The organism is Nonomuraea sp. NPDC059023 (assembly GCF_042740095.1).
In the GTDB taxonomy this organism is placed as follows: Bacteria; Actinomycetota; Actinomycetes; order Streptosporangiales; family Streptosporangiaceae; genus Nonomuraea.
Genome location: NZ_JBHYIO010000031.1, coordinates 88,809 through 104,737 on the forward strand (window position 1 = coordinate 88,809; position 15,929 = coordinate 104,737).

At 71.4% G+C, this 15,929-nt stretch carries 17 protein-coding genes; 7 read left to right on the top strand and 10 right to left on the bottom strand.

Going from position 1 to position 15,929, the window contains the following annotated elements:
- The first annotated feature begins 135 nt into the window (after nt 1-135).
- Both ACFWYW_RS40670 and ACFWYW_RS40675 read left to right on the top strand, forming a co-directional pair.
- The gene (locus ACFWYW_RS40670; protein WP_379620565.1) at nt 136-1,383 is read left to right on the top strand and encodes an LLM class flavin-dependent oxidoreductase; all 1,248 of its coding nucleotides are present in this window, start codon (nt 136-138) and stop codon (nt 1,381-1,383) included.
- On the top strand, nt 1,380-2,228 hold the full coding sequence (locus ACFWYW_RS40675) for a TIGR03619 family F420-dependent LLM class oxidoreductase (protein WP_379620563.1): 849 nt from the start codon (nt 1,380-1,382) through the stop codon (nt 2,226-2,228). The genes ACFWYW_RS40670 and ACFWYW_RS40675 overlap by 4 nt, the downstream gene beginning before the upstream one ends.
- Here the strand turns inward: ACFWYW_RS40675 and ACFWYW_RS40680 are convergent.
- A complete protein-coding gene (locus ACFWYW_RS40680) occupies nt 2,212-2,748 on the bottom strand; it encodes a hypothetical protein (protein ID WP_379620561.1) in 537 nt (178 codons plus the stop codon). The two genes, ACFWYW_RS40675 and ACFWYW_RS40680, sit on opposite strands and share 17 nt — an antisense overlap.
- On the bottom strand, nt 2,732-3,139 hold the full coding sequence (locus ACFWYW_RS40685; RefSeq protein ID WP_379620559.1) for a hypothetical protein: 408 nt from the start codon (nt 3,137-3,139) through the stop codon (nt 2,732-2,734). Before ACFWYW_RS40685 ends, ACFWYW_RS40680 begins: the two co-directional genes overlap by 17 nt.
- Before the next feature lie 63 nt (nt 3,140-3,202).
- On the opposite strand from ACFWYW_RS40685, the gene ACFWYW_RS40690 reads away from it, so the two are divergent.
- From ACFWYW_RS40690 to ACFWYW_RS40700, 3 genes are all read left to right on the top strand, one after another.
- Nucleotides 3,203-3,742, top strand: coding sequence for a TetR/AcrR family transcriptional regulator (locus tag ACFWYW_RS40690; RefSeq protein ID WP_379620557.1), 540 nt, complete (start codon nt 3,203-3,205; stop codon nt 3,740-3,742).
- Between the two features lie 238 nt (nt 3,743-3,980).
- Nucleotides 3,981-4,787: a HipA family kinase gene (locus tag ACFWYW_RS40695; protein ID WP_379620555.1), complete on the top strand. Its 807-nt coding sequence runs from the start codon at nt 3,981-3,983 to the stop codon at nt 4,785-4,787.
- Nucleotides 4,784-5,179 (top strand): DUF3037 domain-containing protein, encoded by a 396-nt coding sequence (locus tag ACFWYW_RS40700; RefSeq protein WP_379620553.1) that lies wholly within the window; start codon nt 4,784-4,786, stop codon nt 5,177-5,179. The genes ACFWYW_RS40695 and ACFWYW_RS40700 overlap by 4 nt, the downstream gene beginning before the upstream one ends.
- Here ACFWYW_RS40700 and ACFWYW_RS40705 read toward each other — a convergent pair.
- The 3 genes from ACFWYW_RS40705 to ACFWYW_RS40715 form a co-directional block, all read right to left on the bottom strand.
- On the bottom strand, nt 5,165-6,097 hold the full coding sequence (locus ACFWYW_RS40705; RefSeq protein WP_379620551.1) for a GTP cyclohydrolase, FolE2/MptA family: 933 nt from the start codon (nt 6,095-6,097) through the stop codon (nt 5,165-5,167). The genes ACFWYW_RS40700 and ACFWYW_RS40705 overlap by 15 nt on opposite strands.
- Before the next feature lie 25 nt (nt 6,098-6,122).
- Nucleotides 6,123-6,791: a dihydrofolate reductase family protein gene (locus ACFWYW_RS40710; RefSeq protein WP_379620548.1), complete on the bottom strand. Its 669-nt coding sequence runs from the start codon at nt 6,789-6,791 to the stop codon at nt 6,123-6,125.
- Nucleotides 6,792-6,995: 204 nt separating this feature from the next.
- A complete protein-coding gene (locus ACFWYW_RS40715; protein ID WP_379620546.1) occupies nt 6,996-7,367 on the bottom strand; it encodes a nuclear transport factor 2 family protein in 372 nt (123 codons plus the stop codon).
- Between the two features lie 84 nt (nt 7,368-7,451).
- On the opposite strand from ACFWYW_RS40715, the gene ACFWYW_RS40720 reads away from it, so the two are divergent.
- A complete protein-coding gene (locus ACFWYW_RS40720) occupies nt 7,452-8,102 on the top strand; it encodes a TetR/AcrR family transcriptional regulator (protein ID WP_379620544.1) in 651 nt (216 codons plus the stop codon).
- On the opposite strand, the gene ACFWYW_RS40725 is transcribed toward ACFWYW_RS40720, so the two are convergent.
- Genes ACFWYW_RS40725 through ACFWYW_RS40735 form a run of 3 tightly spaced genes read right to left on the bottom strand, consistent with a single transcriptional unit; the run spans nt 8,074 to nt 11,147 of the window.
- Complete coding sequence (locus ACFWYW_RS40725) at nt 8,074-8,589, bottom strand: disulfide bond formation protein DsbA (protein WP_379620542.1); 516 nt, start codon at nt 8,587-8,589, stop codon at nt 8,074-8,076. The genes ACFWYW_RS40720 and ACFWYW_RS40725 overlap by 29 nt on opposite strands.
- Before the next feature lie 50 nt (nt 8,590-8,639).
- Nucleotides 8,640-9,482 carry a GNAT family N-acetyltransferase gene (locus tag ACFWYW_RS40730; RefSeq protein ID WP_379620649.1) on the bottom strand — a complete coding sequence of 281 codons (843 nt, stop codon included), beginning with the start codon at nt 9,480-9,482 and terminating at the stop codon, nt 8,640-8,642.
- A gap of 36 nt (nt 9,483-9,518) precedes the next feature.
- Nucleotides 9,519-11,147 carry an alpha/beta hydrolase gene (locus tag ACFWYW_RS40735; protein WP_379620540.1) on the bottom strand — a complete coding sequence of 543 codons (1,629 nt, stop codon included), beginning with the start codon at nt 11,145-11,147 and terminating at the stop codon, nt 9,519-9,521.
- A 136-nt stretch (nt 11,148-11,283) separates the two neighbouring features.
- On the opposite strand from ACFWYW_RS40735, the gene ACFWYW_RS40740 reads away from it, so the two are divergent.
- Nucleotides 11,284-13,515: a xanthine dehydrogenase family protein molybdopterin-binding subunit gene (locus tag ACFWYW_RS40740; protein ID WP_379620538.1), complete on the top strand. Its 2,232-nt coding sequence runs from the start codon at nt 11,284-11,286 to the stop codon at nt 13,513-13,515.
- On the opposite strand, the gene ispG is transcribed toward ACFWYW_RS40740, so the two are convergent.
- On the bottom strand, nt 13,499-14,671 hold the full coding sequence (gene ispG, locus ACFWYW_RS40745; RefSeq protein WP_379620536.1) for a flavodoxin-dependent (E)-4-hydroxy-3-methylbut-2-enyl-diphosphate synthase: 1,173 nt from the start codon (nt 14,669-14,671) through the stop codon (nt 13,499-13,501). The two genes, ACFWYW_RS40740 and ispG, sit on opposite strands and share 17 nt — an antisense overlap.
- A 10-nt stretch (nt 14,672-14,681) precedes the next feature.
- On the bottom strand, nt 14,682-15,914 hold the full coding sequence (gene dxr / locus ACFWYW_RS40750; protein WP_379620534.1) for a 1-deoxy-D-xylulose-5-phosphate reductoisomerase: 1,233 nt from the start codon (nt 15,912-15,914) through the stop codon (nt 14,682-14,684).
- Between the last annotated feature and the right edge of the window lie 15 nt (nt 15,915-15,929).

Here is a 15,929-nt window from a genome sequence, read left to right on the forward strand (position 1 = left end):
ATCGCCAGATCGGTGGAGAACATCGTGACGCCCAGCCGCATTGCCGACCTCCCATGTCAACCAAGCGATTGCTCGGCTAAGATTCTTAGAGTAGCTTGCCGGTCAGAGAAACGCCCCGCGGAAAGAGGACTCCCGGTGAAGTTTTCCATCTTCCTGAACCCGCAGATTCCAGGCTCCGGATATGCCGCCGAGGAGAACGCCAAAGCCAAGCGGCCCATCGGACGGGACACCGAGTCATACCAGCGACTGCTGCACGAGGTGCGGGAGATCGCCGTCCACGCCGACCAGATCGGCTTCGACGCGCTCATGATGACCGAGCACCACTTCCACTCGGAGGGGATGGAGTTCTCGGTCAACCCGCTGATGTTCCTCACCGACCTCGCGGCCCGCACGGAACGCATCCTGCTGGCCCCGCTCGGCATGGTCCTGCCCGCCTGGGACCCGATCCGGGCCGCCGAGGACGTGGCGCTGCTCGACCAGTTCTCCAAGGGACGGCTGCGCCTGGGCGTCGCCCGCGGCTACCAGAACCGCTGGATGAACGTCCTGGGCCAGCGCTGGCACGCCGCCGCGGCCCGCTCGGACGGCTCGGCGTCGGACACGCGCAACTTCGACGTGTTCGGCGAGGTCCTGAAGATCATGAAGATGGCCTGGACCCAGGAGACGCTGCGTTACAAGTCCGACGTGCTGGACTACGAGGTGCCCTTCCCCTTCGACGGCATCGAGGGCTGGCCGGCGCAGGAGTGGACGAAGACGTTCGGCGCGCCCGGCGAACTCGACGACGACGGGAAGGTCCAGGCGGTCTCCGTCTGCCCGCGGCCGTACCAGAACCCCCACCCGGAGCTGTGGCAGCCGTTCACGATCTCCGACCGCTCGGTCATCCGCGCCGCGCAGGAGAACATCCTGCCCTGGATGTTCACCCCCAACCCCGACGACCACGCCGCCAAGGCCAAGCTTTACCAGGAGGAGTCCGCCCGGCAGGGCCGCGACTACAAGCTGGGCGAGCACACCGGCATCCTCAAGATCGTCGGCATCGCGGACACGACCGAGGAGGCCATCAACACCTTCGGCCGCAGCATCCCCAAGGACTTCGCCGCCTTCTTCGGCCCCTTCGGCTACCTGGAGGTGCTGCGCAAGAAGGAGGACGAGAAGCACAAGCCCATCTCCCCGGAGAAGGGCGACGCCAAGCGCATGAACGACGTCGAGATGGCCCTGTTCGGCACCCCCGACGACGTCAAGCGCGGCATCCAGCGCATGCTCGACCGGATGCCCGACCTGGAGTGGTTCGGCCTGTACATGCAGGGCCAGCAGGGCGTGCTGCCGCTCGACACGGTCAAGCGCAACCTGGAGATGTTCGCCACCAAGGTCATCCCGGAGTTCCAGTGAGGTTCTGGCTGGGGGCCTCGTTCGTCCCCACCGACCAGTTCGTGGAGCTGGCGCGGGCCGCCGAGCGCTGCGGGTTCGACACGCTGACGCTCTCCGACCATATCTTCTACGCCGACTTCGCCTCGCCGTACCCCTATTCCAAGAGCGGCAGGCCGCGCTGGGACGCCGGCACCCACTGGCCGGACACGTGGGTCACGATCGGCGCGATGGCGGCGGCGACCAGCACGCTGCGCTTCTCCCCCAACGTCTACATCGCGCCGGCCCGCGACCTGTTCACCGTGGCCAAGCAGGTCTCGACGGCGGCGGTGCTGTCGGGCGAGCGGGTGACGTTCGGGGTCGGGGTGGGCTGGTGCAAGGAGGAGTTCCAGGCGACCGGCCAGGACTTCCACACCCGGGGACGGCGGCTGGACGAGATGATCCCGGCCCTGCGGGAGTTGTGGACGGGCTCGGCGGTCAAGCTTGACGGCCTGCCCGAGCTGTCCATCTGCCCGACGCCGTCCGGGAACATCCCGATCTACGTCGGCGGGGACAGCGAGGCCGCGCTCACCCGCGCCTCCCGGCTCGGCGACGGATGGATCGGCAACCGGATCTACACCGAGGAACAGCTCGACCCCGTCCTGGCCAAGCTGCCGAAGGACCGCCCGTTCGAGGTCGTCGCGCCGCTGGCGGTGATGCCGGACGCCGCCGTCTACCGGCGCTTCGCCGCGAAGGGCGTCACCGCCACCATGGCCGCCCCGTGGTGGCTGGCCACGCCCGAGGAGAAAGCCGAGCACGGCGAAGGCACCCTGGAGCTCAAGATCGCCACCATGGAGCGCTTCGCCGAGGAGGTCATCGCGAGGTTCTAGCCTTGATCGACGACAGGATGGCCCAGCGCACCAGCCCGCTGCCCAGCCGGATCACCGCCCAGTAGCGCAGGAAGGCCCGGCGGGCGTCCGGGCTGGTGGCCGCCACCCTGGTCTCGGTCACCAGCCTGATCCGGCCCGGCCCGGCCTCTTCCAGCACGAAGCTGAAGGTGCCCTTGGCGTATCCGGGACGGTCGAAGGCGGTGAACTCCTCGGCGGTGCCGACCGAGTCGACGCCCTTCGAGCGGCCGAGCCGCCACCACTGGCCGACGGTGCCGAGCACGACCTCGCGGCCCGGCTCCTCCGCCAGCGGCGTGAAGGTGGGCATGTCCCGCTGCTCGTGCCCGTTCAGCAGCCTGGAGATCAGGTTCCTGAGCGCGAACAGCGGCTTCACCAGGCGGATGTCGGAGGGGTCCGGCCGCCTGACGACCTCCCACACCCGCTCGCGGGGCGCGGCGATCACGATCGCGTGCCGTTCTGACGCGTCGGGAACCGGGATGAACCCCTCAGCCAGCGTCGGCATGTGCGACCTCGCGCTCCAGGTTGTCGAGAAGCCCTTCGAGCGCCGTGTCGTGATGGCGCCGGATGATCAGCGGCCAGAGCAGCGCGAACACCCCCGACAGCCGCCCCTTGAGGTGATGGCGCACCAGCGTGCCGCCCTCCACGGGGAACAGCTCGAAGCCGTGCCCGCCGCTGATCGTCTTGCCGAGGTCGAACCAGAGCTTGCGGCCGGGCTCGACGACGGCGACCCGGTAGCGGGCACGGTCGTGCCGGACCGGCGCGCCCTCGAAGAGCCCCTCGGGCAGCTCGAACGTCCCGCTGCTCGCCGGGTAGATCCGCCCGACGTCCGCGAGCTTCGCCCACACCTCCTCGACCGAGCCGGCGATGACCCGTTCATGCACGTTGTAGACCATGTCACGACCTCCATACGGATGCGTATGGAGCGACTATACGCCACCGTATGGCAGGCTGTTCCGGTGGGTAAGTTGAACGCCGACGACTGGGCGCGGGCCGCGCTCGCCGCCCTGGCCGAAGGCGGCCTCGCCGCCGTCGCCGTGGAACCTGTGGCGGTACGGCTGGGCGTCTCCAAAGGCAGCTTCTACTGGCACTTCGCCAACCGGCGGGCCCTGGTCGAGGCGGCCCTCGCCTACTGGGAACGCGGCACCGAGCAGATCATCCATGGCCTGGAGAAGATCCCCGATCCACGCGAACGACTCCGGACCCTGCTGGAGCTCGCGTTCGCCGACGCGGCGGAGGCGGCGGTGTCGTTCCGCCTGATCAGCGAGGCCGACGACCCGGCCGTGGCCGAGGTGGCCAGACGGGTGAACGAGCGCCGCCTGGCGTTCATGACGGCGACGGTCGCCCAGACGGGAATCGGCGAGGAGGCCGCCGAACGCCGCGTGCTGGCCGGATACGCCAGCTACCTGGGAGTGGCGGCGCTGCGGCGGCTGGGCATCATGCACGAGGACACGGCAGCCCTGGTCAACCTGGCACTGGCGGAACTGCTGGGCGAGTGAAGCGGCTTCACCCGCACGTGCCTGGGGCGGGGTTGTGGCCGCCGCGTGCCGAGGGCGGAGTTGTGGCCGCCGCGTGCCGGGGGCGGGGTTATCGCCGCCGCGTGCCGAGGGCGGAGTTGTTGCGGCGAGAAGCCCGTGAGCCCTCACGACCATCGCTCGACGGGCGCGCGCCGGGGGCGGCGGTGCGGGTGGGCGGGCGCGAGCCGTAACGGATAAAAGGAGAGGTAACCTCGATCACGTGGAAAGGATCGCGGCGACGAGGTATGTGACGCCGCTCAGGGAGGGCGGGTCGCTGCCCGGGGTGGTCGAGGCCGACGATCTCGGCACGTATGCCGTCAAGTTCCGCGAAGCCGGTCAGGGCAGGCGGGTGCTGGTGGCCGAGATCATCTGTGCCGAGCTGGCCAGGCGGCTCGGGCTGCGTACCCCCGAGCTGAAGCTCATCGACCTGGACCCGCAGTTCGGCGACCGCGAGCCCGACGAGGAGGTCCAGGAGCTGCTGCGCAAGAGCGCCGGGCTCAACCTGGCCGTCGACTTCCTGCCGGGTGCGCTCGGCTTCGAGCCGCTGGCCTGGCCGCCGGACCCCGGGTTCGCCTCGCGCGTGGTCTGGTTCGACGGCCTGATCCACAACATCGACCGTAGCTGGCGCAACCCCAACCTCCTGGTCTGGCACAACACCGTCTGGCTGATCGACCACGGCGCCGCGCTCTGGTTCCACCACAACTGGCGCACCGCCGACCCGCAGCGGCGCTTCGACGCGAGCGACCACGTCCTGGCCGCCTACGCCACCCAGCTCGACGCGGCCGCCGCCGACCTGTCTGCCCGCATCACCCCCGGCCTCCTGCGCGAGGTCACCGCCCTGGTCCCCGACGAGTGGCTGGACGGCGAGCCCGGCTTCGGCTCGGCGGCCGACGTCCGCCAGGCCTACGTCGACCACCTCCTCCAGCGCGCCCACGGCCCCGGCAACTGGCTGGTCCGCGGCGAGGAACCCAAGGCGAAGCCCGGCCCGTCCTCGGTCGGCGAGTTCTGGCGAGGAAGCGAACGATGAGCAGGGACGCCTACGAGTACGCCGTCATCCGCGTGATCCCGCGCGTGGAGCGCGGCGAGCAGATCAACGTCGGCGTACTCCTGTACTGCCAGCCCCGCTCCTACCTCTGCGCCCGGATAGACCTGGACGAATCCCGCCTGCACGCCCTGGACCCGTCCGCCGACCTCCCCGCACTCCGCCAGGCGCTGGCCGCCTACCAGCTCACCTGCGACGCCTCCTCCGGCCCCCTGTCCAGCCAGCCCCTGGGCGCCCGCTTCCGCTGGCTGACCGCCCCCAGAAGCACCATCGTCCAGACGGGCCCCGTCCACGCCGGCCTCACCGCCGACCCGGACGCCGAACTCGACCGCCTCCTCACCACCCTCGTCCACATCCCCCACTCACTTCAGCGGTGAGAGCTCGGCGAGCAGGGCGGTCGCCGGGATTCTGAGCTGGGCGCTGATGTCGTGACCGTGGATCGACTCATAGCTCTCCGCGGACACGTCCAGTTCGACGTCCTCAAGGTCGGGCGCGCTCTCCGCGAGCCCGCGCGCCAGTCCTTCCGCCACGCCGCGCACCACGTCCTCGACGAACTGCGGCCGCAGATGGGAGCGCCGGACGAGGTCGTACTCGTCGGGCCGCTTGAGCAGTTCCTGCGTCAGCGTCGTCTGGCCGCCGAGAAGGCGGTGGAGGAAGGCGTAGTCCGGCAGCCGGCGGGCGTCCGGCGCGGTGACCTCCACGCGGACCCGTCCCTTCTGGCTGTGCGTGGCGATCGGCACGCGCTCCATGAGCCGCCGTCCCTCGTCGGGGCCGAGGCCGAGCTCGCCGACCAGCTCGCTCAGCGCGTACCCCTGCATGCAGGGACAGGCGGTGATGTTGGTCGCCGCGAGGGACAGCCCGGCGGACGGCCGCGGCCCGGCGACCGCGACCGCCGCGACCTCGACGGTGTCCGGCGAGGCCAGCCCGGTGACGCGGGTGCGGGTGCGTAGCGGCGCGAACGCCCGCAACGTCACCCGCGCCGACTCCTGCGTCTGCGTGTCGCGGACCTCCCTGGCGATCGCCGAGGCGATCACCGCCAGCGGCAAAGCCCCGGGAGCGTTCACGAACGCGCCCTCGATCCGTGACATATGGATCCCCCGCTGGCCCGCGGCCAGCGACACCTCCGCCCGCGCGTCGCACAGGAGCTCCCGCACTCCCCCGAACAACTCGTCGGCCACGTCGAGAAGCACGCGCTGGCCGTGGACACCGACCCGGTCCAGCGCGATGCCGACGGCGGGTTTCTGTGCGGGGACATCGTAAAAATCATCGGCATAGGGCTGCTTCGTCACCGTCATGCGTGTGCGTCCTCTCACCGGCGGCCTAGCCGGGAACCGCGCAGGTCGTCCAGACTCGGCCGCTTGGGGTCCGATATCGAAGGAACACTTCCTGATCGGCGGTGGTGGCCGACACCAGCGTGTAGCGCTGCGGCGACAGCGGCCCCGCGGTGACCGGGGCGGCGTCGCTGCCCATCAGCCACGGCGTGACCGTGTAGAAGAGCTCGTCCACGAGGTCGAGCCGGCACAGCGACGCGTAGAGCCGGCCGCCGCCCTCGTAAAGCACCCTGGAGTGGCCGAGCGCGCCCAGCCGGTCGAGCACACCGGGCAGATCCGGCACGTCGGTGATCACCTGGACATGGCCGGGAATCTCTTCCGTACGGGCCTCACCCGGCAGGAACAGCGTCATGTCCGTGGGAGTGGTCCAGAACGGATCCTCCCAGTCGAAGTCCGCCCGGGTGGCCACGACCGCCAGCGGCGGGACGGACCCGCCGCCGCGTTCGGCGTACTGCGACCGCAGGTCGGGGAAGGTGAACCGGATGCGCCGCCGGTCGACGCGTACGGTGCCGGCCCCGTAGAGCAGCACGTCCGCCTGGGCCCGCAGCCACTCCAGCATGTACCGGTCACGCCGGCTGCCGAGGATCGGCTGGTCACGATGCCAGATGTGGCCCGTGAACGAACCGCCGAAGCTCGCCGCCAGTAAAGGCCTGCGCATGGCTCCCTAAGGGTGGGAAACGGGGCTGCCGATCGACTACGAGCATGCCGTCGCCCCGCCCGCCCTGTCTACCGCGGCCTCCGCACGGCTGTGGTGAGGGCGGTCAGCGAGCTGGGGTCCAGGGGCCTGGAGTGATGACGACGGCGTGGTCGATGCCTCTATGCCCAGCCTCGCCCGGCCGCCGGAGAGCGCTGACGCGCATGGCTAGCCGCCCATCTGTCGCAGCGGCCCGAGGTGGACGCTGGCGACCCTCCACCCGGCCTCCTGGCGGACGGCCGACAGCGTGAGCCGGAAGCGGCCGGAGTTGTCGCGCCCGCCGAACGTGGTCTCCTGCGCGTCCACGCCGACGACCACCGCGGCCGAGCCGTGCTCGTGCACCTGCGGCTCCTCCACCACGAAGGCGCTGTTGACCAGGCCGTTGTCGAACCGCACCAGCCACTGTTCACGCGTGAGCACGAACCCCAGCGGGCCCACTCCGACGAAGCCGTCGGCCAGGAGCCCGTCGAGGGCGGTGGCGTCGTTGGCCTGCTCGGCGGCGGCCCAGCGGTTGACCAGATCGAGAACTTCCGCGGACATGCTGTTCCTCCTCGCTCGAATCGTGTACTTACTCTCAATCTAGAGTTACTATCGACTTATAGCAACTCTAAGTTTGGAGCCAAGGTGGGGCTGCGGGAGCGCAAGAAGGAGCTGACGCGTCAGCAGATCATGGAGACGGCCTGGCGACTGTTCTCCGAGCGCGGCTTCGACCGGGTGACGGTCGCGGAGATCGCCCGGGAGGCGCAGGTGGGGCCGGCCACCGTCTTCAACTACTTCCCCGGCAAGGAGGACCTGTTCTACTCGGGCCTGGACGAGTTCGGGGCCCGCCTGGTGGCCGCCGTTTCCGGGCGGGCGGCGGGTGAGCCCGTGATCGCGGCCGTGCGGCGGTTCCTGCTGGAGTCCGGCGGCCTGCTGGAGGCCATCGCCGAGGGCGACGAGCAGGCGCTCTCCCGCGCCCGCACCGTCCACCGGGTCATCTCCGAGAGCACCGCCCTGCAGGCCAGGGAGGCCCAGGCCTTCACCCGGCTCACCGCCGACCTGGCCCGCGCGATCGCCGCCGACACCGGCGACGAGACCACGGCCCGGGTGGCGGCGGGCGCGCTGGTCGGGGTGCACCGGGCGATGGTGGATCTGGCCCGCGTCCGGCTGCTGTCCGACGATCGGGTGCGCGATCTCGCGGGCGACGTGCGCCGGTACGGCGAGCGCGCCTTCACCCTCCTGGCCCGGGGACTCCAGGACTACGCGCCTAGATCTCGGCGTGCGGACCGCCCTTGAGCTCATGGAAGCCGGGCGTAGCGGCCATGACCAGCGCGGCGTCCCACAGGGCTCCGGCGGCCGCGCCCCTCGGGATCTGGGAGATCACGGGGCCGAACCAGGCCGGGCCGTTCTCGACGGCGATGATGGGGGTGCCCACGTGCGGGCCGACCTTCGCCACGCCCTCCGCGGTCGAGGCGCGCAGGTGGTCGTCGTGGCCGGTGTTCTCCGCCGCCGCGGCCAGCTCCGGCGGGAGCCCGGCGGCTCGCAGGGCCACCGTCCAGTCCCAGCCGCCGAGCTTTTGCATCTCCTCGTAGAAGCGGCCGAGCGCGGCCGAGCCGTGGGCGAGTTCCACGGCGGCGCAGACCCGGGCCGGGAACCACAGGTAGCCCTCGGTGTCCCCTTCCGGGTCCACCTCCAGGTGCTCGTTCAGGGCGGCCAGGCTGAGCAGGCGCCACCGGAGGTCGAGCGGGCGCACGTCGGCGGCCTCGACGAGCCACCGGGACACGATCCACGTATAGGGACAACTCGGGTCAAACCAAAAGGACACCAACATAGCTAGAAAAGTACCGACATGAAGGTGTCCACTTCGTGGAACCCGACCTTCCGGTACACCGCCCGCGCCGAGCGGTTGAAGTCGTTGACGTACAGCGTCACCACCGGCGCGAAGCAGGCCAGCGCCGCCTCCACCACGGCGGCCATCCCGGCCACCGCGTGCCCCTGCCCCCTGAGCTGCGGGTCCACCCACACGCCCTGGATCTGGCAGGCCTGCGGCGTCACCGCCCCGACCTCCGCCTTGAAGACGACCCGGCCGTCGTCGATCCGGGCGTAGGAGCGCCCGATCCGGATGAGCTCGGCCACCCGGGTCCGGTAGAGGGCGCCCCCGTCACCGGCGTTGGGCGAGACCCCCACCTCCTCGGTGAACATCGCCACGCAGGCCGGCAGCAGGCGCTCGAACTGCTCCGGCCGCACCCGCCGTACCAGCGGATCGGCCGGAACCAGCGGCTTCTGCGCGGTCGCCATCACCGGCTGCGCCCAGCGGATCGCCCGCGCCCGCCCCCAGTGCGGCTCCAGGCGCTCCCACAGCAGCGACACCGCGCCCTGCGGGCCCACGATGGACGAGCACCGCCGGCCCTGCTTGCGGGCACGGTCCGCGAAGGCGTGCACGGCTTCAGGACCGGCGTTGACGGGCACCAGGTTGGCACCGGCATAACAGAGCGAGACGAGACCGCCGCGCGGCCCGAAGCCCCACATCTGACCACCCAGCCGTGCCGGATTGAGTCCGACGGTCCGCACCCGGGAGGCGACGAAGACGTTGGCGACCGGATCGGTGTCCAGGAGGTCGAGCACCTCATCGCGATCGCTGTCATCGAGCACGCGCGACGCCGATGTACGCAGCATCACACGGTCAGACTACGCGAACGCCCCCCGATTGGCTCATCTCGCAATGACGTCGGTGAGCCTTTCGTGACCCTGGGGCAAACCGGACGACATACGAGCCGCCGGCCGCGGAGCGGGCAGACTCGGGCAAGTAGCGCCGAACTTGGGCACAGTGGTGTCGGCGAGGTAGGCGGCCAGGGCCTTGTCCACGCAGCGGTTGCCGGCCAGCGAGATGCCGTGGTTGCCGCCGGACTCGGTGAGCATGCGGGCGGTGGGGAAGAGCTTGCGCATGTTCAACGCCCCCACGTACGGCGTGGCCGCGTCCCCCTTCGACTGCAGCATGAGCACCGGCGGCAGTTCCTTGGCCCCCTGGATCCTGGGCGGCTTCCCGCCGGGCACGGACCAGTAGGCGCACGGCGCGTTGTACCAGGCGTTGGGCCAGGTCAGGAACGGCGCCTTGCGGTGCAGCTGGCTCATGTCGGACTGCCACACCTTCCAGTCACGCGGCCAGGCGGCGTCGCGGCACTGCACGCCCAGGTAGACGGCGTAGCCGTTCTCGTCCTCCGCGTCCTTCTCGCCGTGGCGCTTGAACGCCGCGACCAGGTCCTTCGTCTCACCCTTGCGGACGTAGCTCGCCCACGCCTGCGCCAGCGAGGGCCAGATGGTGTCGGTGTAGCCGCCGACGGTGAAGATGTCGTCGAGCTCGCTCGGCCCGACCACGCCCCCGGCGGGCCGCCCGCGCAGGCGCGAGCGCATCTCGTACCAGGCGAAGCTCGTCTGCTTGGCGGTACGGCCCAGCTTGTACACCTTGTTGTTCTTGGCCGTCCAGGCGAGGAAGTCGCGGTGCCTGCGCTCGAAGCCGCGGTCCTGGGCCAGGTTGGCCTTGTACCAGACGCCGTCCGGGTCGACGCTGCTGTCGAGCACCAGGCGCTTGACCCGCTTGGGGAAGAGCGTGGCGTAGGCGGCGCCGAGGTAGGTGCCGTAGGAGTAGCCGAGGTAGCTGATCTCCTGCTCGTCGAGCGCGGCGCGGATCGTGTCCATGTCGCGGGCGACGTTCTCGGTGGTCATGTGGGGCAGCATCCAGGCCCACAGGTTGCCGCAGCGCTCGGCGTACTCGCGGGCGCGGGCCTGCAGCACGTTCTGGTCCCGGCCGGTACGCGGCACCGCGTCGGGCCGCGGCGGCGCGTAGAACTTGGCCGGGTCGACGCAGCGCAGCGCGGGCTCGCTGGCCCCGACGCCGCGCGGGTCGAAGCCGATCACGTCGAAGCGCTCGGCGAGCTTGCCCGGCAGCGCGGCGGCGACGTACTCGGCCAGTTCCCGTCCGGAGGCGCCGGGCCCGCCCGGGTTGACCAGGAGCGTGCCGAGGTGATGGTGGTCACGCGAGACGCTGCCCTTGACCCGGTTGAGGGCGATCTTGATGGTCTGTCCCATGGGCTCGCGATAGTCGAGCGGCACCCGCAGCGTGGCGCACTCGACGCCCGGCCCCGGCGGCTCCTCGTCGACCAGCCCCGTGCCGCCGAGCACGTTCCCGGTCACCGATCCCTGCTTCTTGTTCGCGCACTTCTCCCAGACGATGTCCGCGCGCCCGGAGGACGCCTCGGAGGGCGCGACCACCGCGCCGCCCATGCCCACGGCCCCCGTGGCCAGCACCGCCAGTCCCGCGACAATCCCGACAACCCGCTTCACCCGGCTGTTCCCCCGCTCTAGTCGTACGGCACTGCGATGGTGCCGCCCGCGGCGGATCCACTACATTCGGTATGGAGAAACTCTTACCATGGTGTAATCGCTTGATTGCCTTCTGTAATCGGCCCAGAATCACGACATGGTCATCGGTTCCAGGACACCCCGCAGGGAAGACGCGCGACTTCTGACGGGCACGGGCCGGTTCGTGGGCGCGGTGCGCCTGCCCGGCATGGTCCACGCGTTCGTGGTCAGGAGTCCGATCGCGCACGGCCGCCTGCTCGGCTGCGCGGCGGACGCGGTGCGCGGCCTCGACGGCGTCCTGGACGTGATCACCGCCCGCGAGGCGCCCGGCGCCGCGCTCCCGTGCGTCACCGTCGCCCCCGGCCAGGCCCAGACCAGCTACCCGGTGCTCGACGACACGCTCCGCTACGTCGGCCAGCCGGTGGCCCTGGTCGTGGCCCGTACTCCCGAACTCGCCCGCGACGCCGCCGACCTCATCGACCTGGACCTCGCCGAACTGCCACCGGTCGTGGACCTCGGCGAGGGCGAGGTGGTCACGGACTTCACGCTGGGTGACGCCGACGCGCTGGAGATCGAAGCGGCCCACGTCGTGGAGATGTCCTTCCGGTACGGCAGGGCCGCGCCGTACGCCATGGAGCCCCGCGGCGTCGTGGCCCACCACACCGGCGGCGACCTCACGTTGTGGACCGCCACCCAGGCCCCGCACCACGTCCGCGACCACGTGGCGCACGCGCTCGGCCTCACGCTCGACCGCATCCGGGTGGTCGCCGGCGACACCGGCGGCGGCTTCGGCTCCAAGGAGCACCTGTACCCGGACGAGGCGCTGGTGTGCCTGGCGGCGATGCGGCTGGGCCGTCCGGTGGCCTGGGCGGAGACACCGGGCGACCGGCTGGTGGCGTCGCTGCCGGCGCGGGCGGCGGCGCACCGGGCCCGGCTGGCCCTGGACGCGGACGGGCGGTTCGTGGCGATCCACGCGGACGTGCTCGGCGACCTGGGCGCGCATCCCTCCAACGTGGGCACCTCGCCGTTCGCGGTGACCGCCTCGATGCTGCCGGGGCCGTACCGGTTCGAGCGCGCGGGGGCGCGGCTGCGGTGTGTGCTCACCAACACCGTGCCGACCGGCTCCTACCGCGGCTTCGGCATGCCGGAGGCGGCGATGACCAGGGAACGGCTGATCGACGAGGCGGCCAGGCGGCTCGGCCTGGACCCCGTCGAGCTGCGGCTGCGCAACCTGATCGGCCCGGAGGAACTGCCCTACACCAGCCGGATGGGCCAGGCCTACGACTCGGGCGACTACCCGGGCGCGCTGCGCGCCCTGTGCGAACTGGTCGACGCGCCCGCCAAGGACGACGGGCGGCGGCGCGGCGTCGGGTACTCCTGCCAGGTCGAGGGCACCGGCCTCGGCCCGTCGGAGGCGATGCGGCGGATGGGCATGCGGGCGGGCGGGTTCGAGACCGCTGTGGTGCGCATGGAGCCGGACGCCTCGGTGGTCGTGTCCGCGGGGGTGGCCGGGATGGGGCAGGGCATCGAGACGACGCTGGCGCAGATCGCCGCCGAGCGTGTCGGGGTGCCGCTGGCTGGCGTGCGGGTGGTGCTGGGTGACACGGCGGCCACGCCGTACTCGGGGATCGGCTCGATCGCGAGCCGGTCGCTGGTCGTCGGCGGCGGCGCGCTACGGCAGGCCGCCGACCGGCTCAAGGAACGTGTCCTCGCGCTTGCCGCGCACCGGCTGGAGGCGGCGCCGGAGGACCTGGAGCTGGTCGACTCGACGGTGCGGGTGAAGGGCGACCCCCATGCGGCGCTGACGCTGCGGGAGATCGCCACGCACGCCTGGCGCGGCTGGGACCTGCCCGAGGGCTTCTCGCCCGGCCTGGAGGAGCGGGCGTCCTACGACCCGCCGGACACCACCTACGCCTACGGCGCGCACGCGGCGGCCGTGGCCGTCGATCCGGAGACCGGGAAGGTCGAGGTGGAGGGCTACTGGGCGGTCGCCGACTCCGGCGTGGTCGTCAACCCGGCCATCGTCGAGGGGCAACTGGTCGGCGGCATCGCGCAGAGCATCGGGATGGCGCTGACCGAGGAGGTCGTCTACACGGCGGACGGGCAGCCGGGCGGCATGTACCTGACCCCGACGGTGCGCGACGTGCCGAACGTCACGGTGGTGCTGCACAGCTCCCCGTCGCCGGTCACGCCGGGCGGCATGAAGGGCGCCGGGGAGTCGGGCACGATCGGGCCGCCGGCGGCGATCGCCAACGCGGTCGCCGCGGCACTGCCCGAGGTCGCCGAGCGGGTGACGCGCACCCCGATGACGCCCGAGGTGGTGTGGGGCTGGCTCAGCTCGCCACGGTGACCTGCGGGCCGGGCGCGTCCTCGTCGTCGAGGTCGATCTCGACGCCCATCTCGTCGGCGATGCGCATGGCCTCCTCGATGAGGGTCTCCACGATCTGCGACTCGGGGACGGTCTTGATGACCTCGCCCTTGACGAAGATCTGGCCCTTGCCGTTGCCGGAGGCGACGCCGAGGTCGGCCTCGCGGGCCTCGCCGGGACCGTTGACGACGCAGCCCATGACGGCCACGCGCAGCGGCACCTTCATGCCCTCAAGACCGGCCTGGACCTGCTCGGCCAGCGTGTAGACGTCGACCTGGGCGCGGCCGCAGGACGGGCAGGAGACGATCTCCAGGCCGCGCTCGCGCAGCCCGAGCGACTCCAGGATCTGGGCGCCGACCTTGACCTCCTCGACCGGAGGAGCCGACAGCGAGACGCGGATGGTGTCGCCGATGCCCTCGGCCAGCAGCGCGCCGAAGGCGACCGCCGACTTGATCGTGCCCTGGAAGGCGGGCCCGGCCTCGGTGACGCCGAGGTGGAGCGGGTAGTCGCACCGCTGGGCGAGCAGCCGGTAGGCGTTGATCATCACGACCGGGTCGTTGTGCTTGACCGAGATCTTGATGTCGCGGAAGCCGTGCTCCTCGAACAGCGAGCACTCCCACAGCGCGGACTCGACCAGCGCCTCGGGGGTGGCCTTGCCGTACTTCTGCAGCAGGCGGGGGTCGAGCGAGCCGGCGTTGACGCCGATGCGGATCGGGGTGCCCGTCTCGGCGGCGGCCTTGGCGATCTCACCGACCTTGTCGTCGAACTTCTTGATGTTGCCCGGGTTGACCCGCACCGCCGCGCAGCCCGCGTCGATGGCGGCGAAGACGTACTTCGGCTGGAAGTGGATGTCGGCGATGACCGGGATCTGCGACTTCCTGGCGATGATGGGCAGGGCCTCGGCGTCGTCCTGGGACGGCACCGCGACGCGGACGATCTGGCAGCCCGAGGCGGTCAGCTCGGCGATCTGCTGCAGGGTCGCGTTGATGTCGGCGGTGACCGTGGTCGTCATCGACTGCACGGATACCGGCGCGTCGCCGCCCACCGGCACGTTGCCGACCATGATCTGGCGGGAGTGCCGGCGTTCGGCGAGCGGCTTCGGGCGGACCGTCGGAATGCCGAGTGCTACAGAAGTCACGGAACCCAGTCTAGGCAACGCCGGTGAGCTCACCGGCACGAGTGCGGGCCCAGGCGTCGGCGGCGAGCACTTCCTCGACCGAGTCGGCCGGGGTGACCTGGCGTTCCGCGACGACCTCGGCCACGGTGTCCACGATCGCGAGGAACGGCAGCGCCCCGCGCATGAAGGCGTCCACGCAGACCTCGTTGGCCGCGTTGTAGACGGCCGGGGCGGTGCCGCCCTCGGTGCCGACGTGCCTGGCCAGCTCGACGCTGGGGAAGGCCTCGTTGTCGAGCGGCTCGAACGTCCAGGTGTGGGCGGTGCTCCAGTCGACCGGCCGGGCGGCGCCGTCGATGCGGTGGGGGTGGCCGAGCGCCAGCGCGATCGGCAGCCGCATGTCGGGCGGGCTGGCCTGGGCGATGGTGGAGCCGTCCACGTACTCGACCATGGAGTGGATGATGGACTGCGGGTGGACGACGACCTCGATGCGCTCGAAGCCGATGTCGAACAGCAGGTGCGCCTCGATGACCTCCAGGCCCTTGTTGACCAGGGTCGCGGAGTTGATGGTGATGACCGGCCCCATCGACCAGGTGGGGTGGGCGAGGGCCATCTCGGGGGTGACGCCGGTGAGCTCGGCGCGCCGCCTGCCGCGGAACGGCCCGCCGGACGCGGTGACGATGAGCTTGCGGACCGCCTCGGGGTCGTAGCCGGAGGGGCCCGAAGCCCACAGCGACTGCTGCAGCGCCGAGTGCTCGGAGTCGACCGGCACGATCTGGCCGGGCTTGGCCCGCCGCTTGACCAGGGGTCCGCCGATGATCAGGGATTCCTTGTTGGCCAGCGCGAGCGTGCGCCCGGCGTCGAGCGCGGCCAGCGTGGAGGTCAGGCCGAGCGCCCCGGTGATGCCGTTGAGCACCAGCGGCGTGGCGCCCGGCGCCCAGGCCGCCCCGGGCAGGTCGCCGGACCCGCTGGGCGTCCAGGTGGCGACCTCGGCGACGCCCTCGGGCCCGGCCAGCACCTCGGGCCGGACGCCGCGCGCCGCCAGCGCCTCCTTCAGCGCCGGTACGGCCGCCGCGTCGGCCACCGCGACCGCCTCGACCCCGAACCGGGCGGCCTGCTCGGCCAGCAGTCCGGCTCTGCCGCCCCCGGCCGCCAGCGCCACCACGTGGAAGCCGGCCGGGTGGGCGGCGATCACGTCGAGCGCTTGGGTGCCGATCGAGCCGGTGGAGCCGAGGACGACGACGGGGCGGGAGATGTCTGCATGCACGGCTCCATTCTCCCG

Bases quoted from the DNA above. Each gene is read 5' to 3' on its own strand.
- ACFWYW_RS40680 (WP_379620561.1), bottom strand. From the start codon at position 2,748: ATGCCGACGCTGGCTGAGGGGTTCATCCCGGTTCCCGACGCGTCAGAA.
- ACFWYW_RS40685 (WP_379620559.1), bottom strand. From the start codon at position 3,139: ATGGTCTACAACGTGCATGAACGGGTCATCGCCGGCTCGGTCGAGGAG.
- ACFWYW_RS40700 (WP_379620553.1), top strand. From the start codon at position 4,784: ATGAGCAGGGACGCCTACGAGTACGCCGTCATCCGCGTGATCCCGCGC.
- ACFWYW_RS40705 (WP_379620551.1), bottom strand. From the start codon at position 6,097: ATGACGGTGACGAAGCAGCCCTATGCCGATGATTTTTACGATGTCCCC.
- ACFWYW_RS40710 (WP_379620548.1), bottom strand. From the start codon at position 6,791: ATGCGCAGGCCTTTACTGGCGGCGAGCTTCGGCGGTTCGTTCACGGGC.
- ACFWYW_RS40715 (WP_379620546.1), bottom strand. From the start codon at position 7,367: ATGTCCGCGGAAGTTCTCGATCTGGTCAACCGCTGGGCCGCCGCCGAG.
- ACFWYW_RS40730 (WP_379620649.1), bottom strand. From the start codon at position 9,482: ATGCTGCGTACATCGGCGTCGCGCGTGCTCGATGACAGCGATCGCGAT.
- ACFWYW_RS40740 (WP_379620538.1), top strand. From the start codon at position 11,284: ATGGTCATCGGTTCCAGGACACCCCGCAGGGAAGACGCGCGACTTCTG.